Annotated in this window: 9 protein-coding genes; 1 reads left to right on the top strand and 8 read right to left on the bottom strand. The window is 42.6% G+C overall.

Going from position 1 to position 14,293, the window contains the following annotated elements:
* Positions 1–30: 30 nt before the first annotated feature.
* From ABS301_RS21170 to licT, 7 genes are all read right to left on the bottom strand, one after another.
* On the bottom strand, positions 31–1,113 hold the full coding sequence (locus ABS301_RS21170) for an ABC transporter substrate-binding protein (RefSeq protein ID WP_349674091.1): 1,083 nt from the start codon (positions 1,111–1,113) through the stop codon (positions 31–33).
* A 168-nt stretch (positions 1,114–1,281) separates the two neighbouring features.
* Positions 1,282–2,724 (bottom strand): sensor histidine kinase, encoded by a 1,443-nt coding sequence (locus tag ABS301_RS21165; protein WP_349674090.1) that lies wholly within the window; start codon positions 2,722–2,724, stop codon positions 1,282–1,284.
* The gene (locus ABS301_RS21160; protein ID WP_349674089.1) at positions 2,708–4,333 is read right to left on the bottom strand and encodes a response regulator; all 1,626 of its coding nucleotides are present in this window, start codon (positions 4,331–4,333) and stop codon (positions 2,708–2,710) included. Before ABS301_RS21160 ends, ABS301_RS21165 begins: the two co-directional genes overlap by 17 nt.
* A gap of 189 nt (positions 4,334–4,522) precedes the next feature.
* Positions 4,523–6,274: a carboxylesterase family protein gene (locus ABS301_RS21155; protein ID WP_349674088.1), complete on the bottom strand. Its 1,752-nt coding sequence runs from the start codon at positions 6,272–6,274 to the stop codon at positions 4,523–4,525.
* 21 nt (positions 6,275–6,295) lie between these two features.
* Positions 6,296–7,735, bottom strand: coding sequence for a glycoside hydrolase family 1 protein (locus ABS301_RS21150; protein WP_349674087.1), 1,440 nt, complete (start codon positions 7,733–7,735; stop codon positions 6,296–6,298).
* 19 nt (positions 7,736–7,754) lie between these two features.
* Positions 7,755–9,626 (bottom strand): beta-glucoside-specific PTS transporter subunit IIABC, encoded by a 1,872-nt coding sequence (locus ABS301_RS21145; RefSeq protein WP_349674086.1) that lies wholly within the window; start codon positions 9,624–9,626, stop codon positions 7,755–7,757.
* Between the two features lie 205 nt (positions 9,627–9,831).
* A complete protein-coding gene (licT, locus tag ABS301_RS21140) occupies positions 9,832–10,671 on the bottom strand; it encodes a BglG family transcription antiterminator LicT (RefSeq protein WP_349674085.1) in 840 nt (279 codons plus the stop codon).
* Between the two features lie 336 nt (positions 10,672–11,007).
* Here licT and ABS301_RS21135 point away from each other — a divergent pair, with 336 nt between their 5' ends.
* Positions 11,008–11,766 (top strand): class I SAM-dependent methyltransferase, encoded by a 759-nt coding sequence (locus tag ABS301_RS21135; protein ID WP_349674084.1) that lies wholly within the window; start codon positions 11,008–11,010, stop codon positions 11,764–11,766.
* Between the two features lie 72 nt (positions 11,767–11,838).
* On the opposite strand, the gene ABS301_RS21130 is transcribed toward ABS301_RS21135, so the two are convergent.
* A complete protein-coding gene (locus ABS301_RS21130; protein ID WP_349674083.1) occupies positions 11,839–14,292 on the bottom strand; it encodes a glycoside hydrolase family 31 protein in 2,454 nt (817 codons plus the stop codon).
* Position 14,293: the final 1 nt, after the last annotated feature.

Genomic DNA, 14,293 nt, shown 5'->3' with positions numbered 1-14,293 from the left:
TTCTGCTTTCAGCGCCTTAGTCCCAACCAATTAATACTGTCTCTTTGGTTTTTCAGCTGCTGCTGTATCTGCCGGGAATACGCCTTCCTTTACATATGCAATCTTATCAACTTTTTCGCCCTTCTCCAGCTTCTGAATGATCTCAGCTACACGAGGACCGTGAAGAGGATTACACTCTACGGAAACGTTCATATCTCCTGCGATCATGGAGTCAAATGCTGCAGAAACTGCATCAAAGGAAATGATAATGATATCGCCCTTCGGTCCACAGGTCTTCCCTGCAGCCTTGATCGCATCAATCGCACCAAATGCCATGTTGTCGTTCTCAGCAATTACAACATTAATATCTTTATAGGTCTTTAAGAAGGATTCCATAACTTCCTGACCCTTTGCCTGTGTAAATTCACCAGTCTGACGCTCTAACATCTTCCACTTCGGGTGATCTTTCATCTTCTCTTCCACGCCGTTGGTACGTCCAATCTGTGCGGAAGAACCGATGGTACCCTGAAGAGTAACGATATTGATATCACTGTCTGCTTTGTTATTCTTCTTTAAATAATCATCAAGCCATGCTACTGCATCATAACCTTCCTGAAGGAAGTTGGAACCAACCCATGCAGTATATAAGGAATCATCAGATACATTAATCATACGGTCAACGATGATAACCGGAATGCCTGCGTCCTTCGCTTCCTGTAATACGGTATCCCAGCCAGTTTCTGTAACTGGTGCGATAACGATATAATCAACATCCTGCTGAATAAAGTTACGAACTGCCTTTAACTGATTTTCCTGTTTCTGCTGTGCATCATCAAAAATCAGCTTGTAACCGTTTGCTTCTGTAAACGTTGACTTCATGGATTCGGTATTTGCCGTTCTCCAGTCAGACTCTGCACCAACCTGAGAAAATCCCACTACAATTTCCTTTTTCTCTGCAGGTGCTGCTGTGGTGGTTGCTGCTTCCGTTTTTGCTGCTTCTGTTGTCTCTGCTTTTGTTTCAGTAGCAGCAGGTGCTGCTGTCGTTGCGGCTGTCTGAGATCCGCTGCAACCGGATAAAATCATGGCGGTTGTCATAACCGCAGCTGTCAAAAAGCTTAAAACTCTTTTCTTCATATCCGTTCCCTCCAATAAGAATAAATCACTATTAAGTAACTACCTGTATCATAGACCCATCCCCCTGATTTCTCAATACAATATCTTTTGCAAAGGGTTAAGTTTCTTACGCTATTTCCATGTATTCCGGAAAATAAGTTGATTTTTTTCGGATAAAAGTTGATTTTTTTATATATTTCCCCATATTACTGCCGGAATCCTTACCGTAACAGCCGTTCCAACTCCGTACTCGCTTTCAATGGTAAGTCCATACGCCTCACCAAAATTCAGTCGGATCCGCTCTGCCACATTGGCAATTCCAAAGCCTTCTCCTACATGAAAATCCGCTTTGCTGCCGCCGGCAATCTGATGCTCCATCTTTCTTACCTCATCCGGTTTCATTCCAATCCCGTTATCCTCTACCTTTAAAAGAATATCTTCATTCTCCTGCCAGCCACTGATCCGTAAGAATCCTTTTTTTCTGCAATTTTTTATTCCATGGTAAAGTGCATTTTCCACAATGGGCTGCAGGGTAAGTTTTAATATGGAATAATCCCGGATCCGTTCTTCAAAATCAATCTCATAATCCATAATGTCCTCATAGCGGAAATGCTGGATTAATAAATAACTTTTTATATGCTCTGCTTCCTCTTTAATCGTAATAAAATCCCGCCCGTTGTTCAAACCAATTCTTAAAAAAGAAGACAGTGCAGTAATCATCTCCACCACCTCCTGATGCTGCTTTCCCTCGGCCAGCCAGACAATGGTATCTAACGTATTATATAGAAAATGGGGATTAATCTGAGCCTGAAGCAGCTTCAGTTCTGTTTTTCTCTTTAACTCCTGTTCTTCCTTAATGTGGCGGATCAGCTCTCCGATTCGGTACACCATCTGGTCATACTGTTCCCCCAGCACCTTAATTTCCCTGATGTTGCTTTTTGGTGCACTGACTTCCAGATTCCCGTCTGCCAGCTTCATGGTGTATTCACACAGCTCCTCAATGGGCTTTGTGATTTTCTTTCCAAATGAAGAAAAGGAAGCAATTAAAAATACGATCAGATAAGAAGCGATCACAATACAAAGAGCAATGACCTGTCTTGTCTGGGTGTCAAGCTTCTGCCGCACAGACTCCAATGTCCTTGTCTCATTATAGATATAATCGGACATGGATTCCTGGATTAAATCAGTAATTGCATAGATATCCTGGTCAAGACGTGCCATATTCCGGTCATAATCCCCGATAATGTTGCTGGTCTGAATATCCTCAATTCTTTTTTCCAGCATTCCGATTAAAACCACGATCCCATCCAGCCCCTTTTTACTGGTTTCCTGGGGAGTGGTGTCTTTCAGTTCCAAAAACATCTTTTTAGAATCTTCCAGATCTTCATACGGGTTCAAGGATTCAAAGGTGTCTGCTCCGATCACAATCCGGTACATCTTATAATCAATGTTGGACTTAAAATCAAAATTAAACTCCGTAGCCATGGTAAGGTTACGTATACTCTGACGATACTGTTGATTCTGCCATTCCATGGTATATAGCAATATCCCAATCATAATGATGACCGGGATAAATAAAATTGCCTGCATGTTTTTTATTTTCGCCTTAATTGAATCACTTTTGTACTTCATTTTCTCCCCCTGACCGAAACGCCTTCGGTGTGATTCCGTGAATCTTCTTAAACAGGTAACTGAAATAATGGGGATCCTTATATCCCACCTGATATCCGATTTCTGAAGTCCTCAAATCCGTTTTCAACAGTAATTCCCTGGCAGCATCCATGCGTACCTTTGTTAAGTATTCCACAAATGTAATTTCCATCTCCTGGCTGAAAATAGTACTGAAATGATTGGGGCTGATATTTACCGCCGACGCCACAGCATTTAGTGAAATATCTTCGTCCTGATAGTGGGCCGCTATATAATCCACTGCCTTTTCAAGAACCAGCCGGTACTTTTTCTGGGAACAGGTAGTTCGAAAACCAATGGCCTTTGCAAGGATCTCCCTGGTATACTTAACCGCAGATTCCATGGAGTTCACACAGGGCTGCATAGTCTTCGCATCTCCAAACTCCTTTAAAACCTGTTCCGGCTCAAAACCCAGCTGAGACACAAACCCAATAACTGCCAGATACACGTCCATCAGGATGTACTGTCTGAAAATCAGTGAATTAATATTATTACCGCAGGCTTCCATATATTCCTCAACGAAATACTTCACCTCAGGGACTGATCCGTTCTTTAAGAAGTTGGGAATAATGTCACGGCTTAACTTGGTGATATCAATTCCCTCCAGGCTGATACTTCCCGTATCATTATGAATCCGCACTGCTGCCTCCGCCGTTAGAATCTGGTTGCGGTCCAGCATATAACGGCAGGCATAAGCCCTGCTTGCTGCTTTAAAGGAAGTGCGGATTTCACTGAGTCTGCACACCGGAGTCCCGATCCCTCCAAAATACTCCATCTCAGGAAATGATTCCGCCAGACGTATGAGAATTTCCGAATAACAGGTTACCTTCCGTTCCATATCGGATTCTTCTCCCATAATTAGAAAGCTATACCCTTCTGAAAGCCGGTTAAATCCGATAATGTCGGCTCTTCCCTCCAGTTCTTCCTTCAGCCTCTTATCAAACAGTACATTCTCATCCGAGTACTGATCCTGGCTCTCCGCTCCTTTTGCCTGAAACAAAATGAGATTGTACATAGGGGCAGATAAAGAAAGATTGTGCTCCTGAGCTTTTCGAAGCAATTCAGAAAGTCCCAGCTTCCCTGATACAATAATATCAAATAACCGGTCCCGGTCCATCTGCTTACGTTCTTCCTGCTGCTTTAGAAATTCCTGCTTGTATCCCTTCTCGCTTTTTTCCTGCATGATTGTCTCACTCATTCGTTCCAACGCTTCCAAAAGCTGGCTGCTGCTCACCGGTTTTAAGAGATAATCCGCAGCTCCGATCTTAATCGCCCGTTTGGCGTACTCAAAATCATCGTATCCGCTGAAAAACATAATATGTATATCCGGTAATGCCCGTTTTGCCATCTCCGCCAGTTCCAGTCCATCCATAAAAGGCATCCGGATATCCGTAAGCAGTATATCCGGCTTCGATTTTAATATCATGGGATAAGCCAACTCTCCATCCGGCGCCTCCCCGGCAAATTCAAACCCATATTTTTCCCAGGCAATTCCGTTCTTAATTCCTTCACGGACAATTTTTTCATCCTCTGCAAGAAATATCTTAACCATGTCTGATTCCCCCTGTCAGCCGCATTTCTATGATTCGATTATATAAAATCCTCTATGGAAATATAAGAGAATAATTTCCGCCGCTTCATTTTCATTCGTAAAAAAACATACCTCTCCCCATATAGTACCACAAAAAAAGAGATTCGTAACTCCCGGTTTTTCAGGAATTACAAATCTCTTTTCAGACTCTTATTCTACGTCACTCCAAAGGCTCTTATTACCGTAATGTTCATCTAATCCACGGCTGAACCACCGTCCGTTCAGAACATTTTTAATCATTTTATCCTTAATCTCATCAGAAACGCTGGTATCCTGATCCATTGCTTTCATGATATCCTGGTAGGTGGTTGTTACATCTTTTTCTTCTACAACTGCATCGGTTTGTGTCCCGTCAAATACCATGGACACCTTTTTATCCGGTTTCCAGCTGCTCCACGCTGCCAGCCCATCACCATTTGGATCTCCAGATTTTAAGAAGTTCGCCAGATAACTGTTGTACTGCTTCGCCATTGCCTGATAGCCTGCCTTACCAAATGCATCCGGGAAAAACTCAAGATAATTATGTTTGGCAGAAAGCATGGGTACGAATATGCCATGGAATGCACCATAATCACCTAAATCTTTCACTGAAGACTGATCACTGCCGTAATTAACCTGGCAGATATAAATATCAGACTGATAATGATCAGACATCTTCACCGCACTTTCCTGAGCATTAAAGATCCGGTACATATCACTTCCGTATTTGCTGGCAAATGCTTTGGCTGCCTTAATCTCATCCTCTGAATATCCTGCCATGTCATCACTCTTAAAATATCCGTCTCCCAGACAGAACATGGAGAACTCAGAGCTTCCCGTAAGCATCATGAGCGGAACGCTGTTATAATCTTCTGTATCAAATCCATTTTTCGGAATGACCACTCCGTCCTCATAAAGATGAGGGAATACACTCATACGAATTGCAGCATTCCCCATAAGAGGCACCAGACGTTCTGCTGATATGGAATAAAGGTATTCCTTAACATCAGCTGAATCTGTCATCAGCCACTGGTAAGCAGCGTTTTCATCTGCTGCCTTCTTATCCTCAACCGCAAGGGGTGCTATGGCTTTAGCAATCTTTTTCGCACTTAAAGCTTCTGACGCTGTGGTCATACCTCCGCTGAAGGCAATTGCTTTCTGAAATTTGCCCTTAAACTGAGGACTGATCAGCATTGCCATAACATCACGGCCTCCTGCTGAAAATCCGGAAATAGTAATATTACCCGGATCTCCGCCGAATGCTTCAATGTTTTCCTTTACCCAGTCAAGAGCATAGGCGATGTCAAGCATGGCAAAGTTTCCGGTTCCATTCTCTCCGGCAGTTAATGCCGGCAGGCAGTTAAAGCCTAAAAGCCCAAGGCGGTAATCCACAGAAACATAAACGCAGTTATCATTCTTTACCAGATCAGCTCCGGGAATTTCCCCTGCCTTTCCAGTCTGATTATTGCCTCCGTGAATAAATACAAGCACAGGAAGCTTTTTACTGTTCTCTTTTGCATATACATCAAGCTTTAAACAATCCTCACTTCCCTTACTCTCATTGCCGGAAAGCTGAATTGCTGGCTGTGATGCTTCGGTACAATTTAATTCCTCCGTCCAGGCAGCCGGTGCAGTCGGTGCCTGCCATCTTAATTCACCCACCGGTGCCTTTCCGTATGGAATTCCGTACCAGGTCAGGAGCTCCCCTTCCTGTACCCCTTTTACCGGGCCGTATGTGGTAGAAACCACTGCGCCCCCGTCTTTTGTATCGTCTGACGTAACGGATGCTGCTTTTGTCGCTGCAGCCGTTGTTTCAGTTGTTGTCTGCAAAGCAGATGTTTCTGTTTTTGCCGCGCTGCCACAACCAGCTGCCATAACCATGGTCATTAAAACCAGACCAGTTGCCAAACCTCTTTTTTTCATATTAATAACTCCCCAGTTATATTAATCTAATACTTCTCCATTGGTTTCAATTACATTCTTATACCAGTCAAAAGATTTTTTCTTTTTTCTGGATAAATCCCCGGTTCCGTCATCGTATTTCTCGACATAGATGAAACCGTAACGTTTTGCCATTTCTCCTGTAGAAGCGCTGACCAGATCAATGCATCCCCATGGCGTATAGCCCATTAAATCCACACCGTCAGCAACTGCTTCACGCATCTGCTCGATATGTTTCTTTAAATAGCTGATTCTGTAATCATCCTGAATGCTTCCGTCTTCTTCCTTTTTATCGTAGGCACCCAGACCGTTTTCCACAACCATAAGCGGTATCTCATAGCGGCCATAAAGCTCGTTTAATGTATAGCGCAGACCCTTGGGATCAATCTGCCAGCCCCAGTCACTTGCTTCCAGATAGGGGTTCTTGGCTCCACCCATTAAATTGCCGGAGGTTTTTTCAAGCTCCGGATCAGCGGAAGCACAGTTGGACATATAGTAGCTGAACGTATAATAATCCACGCAGCCGTCTTTGATAATCTCTAAATCACCTGGTTCCATCTTAATTTCAAGACCATTTTCTTTGAAATATCGGTTCATGAATGTAGGATACTCACCACGCACCTGAACATCTCCGCAGAACTGATTTAAGATCTGGTTTCTTTTCTGGGCCTCCAGAATATCATCGGGATTGCAGGTCATTGGATAGGTGGTAATGTGGCAGATCATACAGCCGATTTTACAGTCAGGATCAATCTCATGACCTGCCTTCACAGCAAGGGCACTGGCAACAAACTGATGATGCAGACCCTGGAAGCGAAGTTGAGGATTATCGACCTGATTGGTGAAATCAGTCGTTCCTTCATTTAAAATACCAAGAGAGAGAAACCCTCCCATAGGCATTGTTCCGGCATTAATTTCATTAAATGTCAGCCAGTACTTTACCTTTCCTTTATAACGCTTAAACAGCGTCCTGGCATAACTCACGAATAAATCAATGCACTCTCGGGAGGACCAGCCGTTGTATTTTTCTGTCAGTGCAAATGGCATCTCATAGTGAGAGATGGTAATGAGAGGCTCAATGTTATGGCTTCTGCATTCATCGATTACACGGTCATAGAAAGCAAGTCCTTCTTCGTTTGGAGTTTCCTCCATGCCTGTTGGAAAAATCCTGGTCCAGGCAATGGAGAAACGAAATACTTTAAATCCCATCTCTGCAAACAGAGCAATATCTTCTTTATAGTGATGATAAAAATCAATCGCTTCATGGCTTGGGTAGAAGGTGTCAGGCTCTAAGGTCCTTGTGATCCGCTTGGATCTTGTATGGGAACCTCCAGTACATACATCGGAAGCAGATATTCCCTTCCCGTCTACATCCCAGGCACCCTCACACTGGTTAGCTGCTACTGCGCCTCCCCACAAAAAGTTATCAGAAAATACAGACATCTTACACCTCTTTCATTTATTAGACAATTGTTAATAAAGTTTCACCTGTTTTCACCCGTTTTTTATCTGTGGTCTTCAGGCTGACAAAGTTAACCATATTGGATACCAGAACCGGAGTGGTAACCGGGAAACCGGCTTCTTTAATTTTATTCATATCAAATTCCAGAAGCAGACTGCCTTTTTTCACCTTGTCTCCAGCCTTGCAGTGGAGTGTGAAGCCTTCTCCACCAAGCTGAACGGTATCAAGACCTACATGAATCAGAATTTCAACTCCTGTATCTGTAGTAATTCCCACTGCATGTTTGGAATCAACAACAGCACTGATGATCCCATCAGCAGGAGCATATACTTTTCCTTCAGAAGGAATAATTGCCAGACCTTCTCCTAAAATACCGCCGGCAAATACTGCATCCTCTACCTGACTCAGCGGAATTACATCTCCGCTTAATGGGCTTGCCAGCTCAATTGTATCCACAAGTGTCCTCTTCTCCGGAACAGGAGCTTCAATAATTTCTTCTGGTGATTCTTCATTTACTTCCGGCTTATAAAGAACTAAGGTCATAACAAAGGAAACAACCAGTGATATAATAAGAGTTACCACACCGTTTAATAAGTTCCCAAACCCGGTTCCGCCAATCATCTGAATTAAAGATAATCCGGAAGGAGATCCTCCCATGGAATAAGCTACCAGATGCATGATTCCTGCATAAAATCCAGCAGCACCGGCACCGATTACAGCAGCGATCATAGGAGTCTTATATTTTAATGTAACACCATACATAGCTGGTTCTGTTACACCGGCTATAATTGCAGAAATGCCTGAAGCAGTTGCTGTAGATTTTGCATCTTTGTCTTTCGTGCGTACTGCAACTGCTAAAGATGCACTGCCCTGTGCTAAGTTAGAGCAGAACATGGTAATAATTAAGATTGCATCAAATCCCAAACTGGAAAGACCGGTTAATGCAATCGGAATTAATGCATAATGCATACCTGTCATTACGATAAACGGCATACCTGCAGAAAGTATCATAATTGCAAGCCAGCCTGCCTTACTATATAATAAATTAATACCAGAAGCCAGGTAATTTCCAAGGATGCTTCCGATTGGTCCAACTACAATAAGAGCAATGGGAATCGTAATAAAAATAACAAGTAAAGGCTTCAAAAATACTTTAACAAGGCTTGGGCAGACTTTATCTGCAAATCTCTCCACATAACCCATAAGCGGTACAATCAGCAATACTGGAAGTACAGATGAGGGATAAGAGGCCGCTGTTACCGGCAGGCCAAAATATGAGGTATTTCCCTTTAATAAAAGTGCTGTAATGTCTGGATGAATCATTAATGCAGCAACTACCATTGCAAGGTAAATATTAGAGCCAAGGCGTTTTGCTGTTGTCATGGCAAGCAATATTGGCATGTAGTAAAAGAATGCATCTCCTGCTGCATTTAAAATCACATAAGTGCTGCCTGTTTTGTCAATCAGACTAAACGTAGTAAGTAGTGTCAGAACTACCTTAATCATACCACAGCCAAGCATAGCAGGAAGAAGTGGTGTCATACAGCCTGCTATAAAACCGGAAAGCCTTGAAAATAAGTTCTCCTTGGGACCGCCTTCCGAAGAACCTGTACTTTCTTCAAAATGGCCCAGCTTTAACATCTCCTTGTAAACATTGCTGACTTCATTTCCAATTACCACCTGATATTGTCCGCCCTGGCGAATAACGCGAATGACTCCTGGAATTTTTTCAACTTCAGCATCCTTTGGTATCGCTGAATCTTTTAGTACAAACCGCAGACGTGTCATGCAGTGTGTCAATCCTGATACGTTTTTTTCTCCGCCGACTTTATTTAAGATTGTTTCTGCGGTCTTAGCATAATCTAATGCCATAAAATGATCCCCCTTTATAAGGTTATTTTAATAGTCTATCTGAAAAGGTGTCTATAACACCTCATCATTCAAAAAGTAATAAAAAAGACCCTGCTAAAAGCTGACTGCCTGATAATAATCCGCAGCCGCTTATGTGCAGGGTCCTGCCCGGATCATAAAGTCCGGTAACAATCCCATCTTTCTGTTTTAACAGTGCTCTAAAAAACTAAGTTAGTTCTCTCGTCACTTTTTCTATATGAATCATCAGATACATCATCTCTTCCCGGTCCATCTCATAATAGTACCGGTCATGAATATAATCAGCTATTTTAACAATACAGTTGTATGATTTGCGGTATTTATCCTTCAAAAGCTGATACCACTCATCATCCGTAGATTCGTACTGCTTGTTTTGCAGCATACGCTGTGCAAAAAATCGAATGTGTGTTACGAAACGCCTGTAATCCCAGGTTTCCGTATTTAGTTTTACCTGATAAGCAGCTTCAACAATATCCACTATATCACGGATAATGCCTGTAATTAACTCCAGATTGTCAGGCTCCTGCTTTTTGTTCTGCCCATAGACAAAATGAAATGCCAGAAACATGGCTTCATCCTCTTCCATGGAAATATTAAGCCTTCTTTGGATTAAATCAACCGCATACTGACCCACCTTAAATTCGCTGGGATAAAACCTCTTTCCTTCCCATAGCATGGCGTTTCGAAGAATAATTCCATCTTTATAACGCTCAGCCGCACCTGCGATATGATCACAGATCGTCAGTATGATCCTGGAATCCAGCTGCATGCCAAACTCATTCTTTGCATAATCAGCAGTCTGTTCGCTGATCTCCCAATATTCCTGAGGAAGTTTTGCAAAATATTCTTCAAAATGACGGGCGTCACGCTTATCATTCTGAATAAACACACGCTCTACCAGTTTGTGGTCCACTTCATCGCCTTTTTTCTTACCAAAGCCGATTGCTTTCCCTTTCAGTATGATCTCTTTTCCCTCAGTATTATAAGCTAATACCATATTATTATTCAGAACCTTCTCTATCTTCATAAGCCCCTTCAGATAAAAAAAATAGACAAGCCATCAGGACCACTTACCACATACTGCTAACATGTGATATTAACCCTGTAGATCTTGCCTGCCTTACCAGTCACAAACTACACATCTATTTTCTAGGTACAGTATATCATGGATACCTAAGGAGATCTATATACAAATCCGATAAAATTACTGTATATTTTTGTCGAAAATGCACAACACAAATATTTTGTATATAGCCGCACTCTATTATCAATCATACCATTTTTTTTTATTCAAGTCTACTAATTTTCTGTTTTTTAATTTAAAATAATGATGCCGGCAATAAAGAATTTGGAGGAACGATAGATGATAGAAAAAGGATCAGACTGGTATAAAAATATATGGAGCCTGGATATAAAAAATCATTCATGGGTGGAGGATACGAAACAGCAGATTGATTTTATTATTAAAACATTAGACTTAAGAAAAGATCAACGAATTCTTGATCTGGCCTGTGGTTTTGGAAGGCATAGTCTGGAACTGTCAAGAAGAGGATTTCAGGTTGTCGGAGCAGATATTACCAAAGACTATATAACAGATGCAGAAAATGCAGCAAAGAAAGAGGGGTTAAGCGCCCGGTTCATACTTTCAGATATTCGTGATCTTAAATTTAATCAGGAGTTCGATGTTGTCTTAAACTTGGCAGACGGTGCTATTGGTTATCTGGAAAATGATAGTGAAAATTTAAAGATATTTGATGTGATAGCAGATGCATTAAAACCTGGCGGAAAGCACTTTATGGATCTGTGCAATGCGGAATATGCAGAATTACACTTTCCAGCCACCAGTTGGGAGGCAGGGGAGAATGCGCTCTCTCTATCCTGTTTTGAATGGAACGCGGAAAAGAGAATTATGCTTTATGGGGGTAAAACTATTTCTTATGGAGAACCCCTGGTTAAACCGGAAATCCTCCGCGGTGATACAATCCGGCTCTATTCTCATGAAGAACTGGATGAAATTTTAGAGAATAGAAATATGATGATATTACAAACCTATTCCAATTATTATGGAAAACCAGAAACTTCAAAAGAGCTTCAATTAATGGTATATTCTATTAAATCATAAAATCTGTTACCACTAAAATCGGAGAAATGTACTCGTGAACAAAATACATTTCTCCGGTTCTTCCCATATCGTTTAGCAGGTTTCACCCTCAGGATCCGTCTCCTGCATTTTAACTTTTATTTCCTTACCATTATAACAAAAAGTCTTGGTTATTCCTGAAGAAGTATGAACCACACAGATCCGCCCGGATATGGACTGATCAAATACAAAGCTGCTTTCACCCACACACAACTCTTTCTCAGCATCATTCCATGAAACTGGAATCAGGTTATACGTTCCGCTCTCGTATTCATACCCATCTCCTGTATCTTCATATAGTTCAAAAACTCCATCTTTTCCTTCATATATATGGAATTCAAATGGGGTATTGACCGCTTCTAACGTATACTCAAGTCCCTGCTCCATGGGGATAATGCCACCTTCCCGTACAAATAGCAGTATCCGGTCAAGAATGGCTTCCACTGTAACCCACTGTCCGCCTTCGTATTTTTCCCCAGACTCAAAATCATACCAGCTTACTCCAGAGGGAAGATAACAGTTCCACTGCTTCTTTGTCTCTAAGCTGCTGTTTTCCGGCTCATAATACATGGGTTCTGTCACAGGGCAAACCAGAAGAGAATCCCCATACATGAACTGGGAGCCCAATTCACAGGCAGTCTCATCTTCCGGAAAATCAAACAGAAGGCTGCGAAACATGGTGTAATCATGAAGCGCCACCTTTCCGGCCAGCGAATAGGTGTATGGCAAAAGCTGATATCTCAGACGGATACATTTCTCCAGTGCATCATAAAACATAGTTCCAGGCTCCCCGAAATTCCAGATCTCTCTTGGAGTATCAGTTCCATGAGAACGGAACATAGGAAGAAATGCGCTAAACTGCATCCATCTGACGTAAAGCTCCTGGTACGCCCCGTCTTCTGTTCCCAGTTCATATCCGCCCTGCCAGAACCATTTTGGTTCCGGATCATTATGGCAGCCGCAGCCACGCTTCTTCCAGTTGTCCTTTACCACAAAGAAGCCGCCTGCGTCTAAAGTCCAGTAAGGGTGCCCGCTCATGCAAAAATTAAGCCCTTCCCGTATCTGCTTCTGAAATGTTTCCCATGTTGCGCAGATATCCCCTGACCAGAGGACAGTGCCATAAGCCTGTGAACCTGCATAGCCGGAACGGGTGAGATTTAATACCCGTTTATCCTCACAGCTGTTTCTCTGATTCTCATAGATTCCTCTGGCATGAACTGCACCGTACAGATTTGCTTCCCCTGGGTCTAAATATTTCTTATGTTCTTCTCCAACAATCAGATAACGCTCCCATGGCTCCTTTTTATAGCTGCCCCTCCAGTCAGGCCCGCTAAACGGCTCTGTGGAATCACACCACCACGCATCCACACCTGCCGAAAAAAGTTCCTGTTCAAGCTGCTTCCAATACATATTTCTACCTTCAGGGTTAAACGCATCATACGTGGAGAAATCATTTAAAAGGAGATTCTCTTTTTTAAATTCCTCGTAATTCTCTCCATCAGAACTCATATTTGGCCATACAGAAACCATTACATGAACGTGTTTCCTGTGAAGCGCCTCTACCGCTGCCTGAAAATCCGGATAACGGGTTTTATCCAGAATCTTATTGCCCCATTTTCCATCCCCCCAGGTATTCCAGTCCTGTACAATTCCATCAATTGGTATTTTCCTTTTTCTATATTCATTTGCTACAGCAAGGAGTTCTTCCTGGGTATGATAGGCCTCTTTTGACTGAATGTATCCAAAAGACCATTTAGGCAGCATGGGTGCATGACCGGTCAGCCTTCTGACCCCTGACATGATTTCATCCAGATTATTGCCCTGTATAATATAGTAGGAAAGCTGATCAATGGTATCAAAATAGACGTAAGATCCCCGGCAATCATCATTGAACGTCATCAAAGACCCGCAGTCAAATAATATGCCGTAGCCCTGGTCTGATACGAGAAATGGGATGGGACTCCTCATGTTATGCTGGTACAGATACTGAGTGGTTCCTCTATAATTATAGATCCCTTCCTCTCCCTGCCCCAAACCGTGAATCCGTTCTTTTTCCTGCCATTTAAAATACAATTTTCCCCGGTAAGCAGTCCGCACCTTTTGAGAAACCAGATTATTGACAAAGTTTCTCTCTCCATCCACAGTTTTTACCCGTGAAACATCAAGATTATCCCCACTTACTGTATAGCCATAAACAGGAATCTCCTCCAGTTCCCTTCCGGCTTCCTCAAAAAGCAGCTTCCCCGTATCGGCAAGAGTCCAGCATACTGCCCCAGTTCTTATGTCAACCTTCACATTCATCCGCCCGTTTCCCAGCAGACAAAAGGATTCCGTACTCTCGTAATCCAGTTTCCCCTGCTCCGGCAGCTGGATTCCAAGAGGGGAGGTTACCTGCTTTCTCCCAACTTTGCTGCAACTGCAATGGATCATATCTGATGCAATATTCCGATAAGTCAGGGTCACTCCCCCTGCTTCGATCACAATCACCCCACTATTATTCTCTGACATA

This window comes from Lacrimispora sp. (assembly GCF_031982545.1).
In the GTDB taxonomy this organism is placed as follows: Bacteria; Bacillota; Clostridia; order Lachnospirales; family Lachnospiraceae; genus Lacrimispora.
This window is presented reverse-complemented; position numbering and strand designations above follow the sequence as displayed.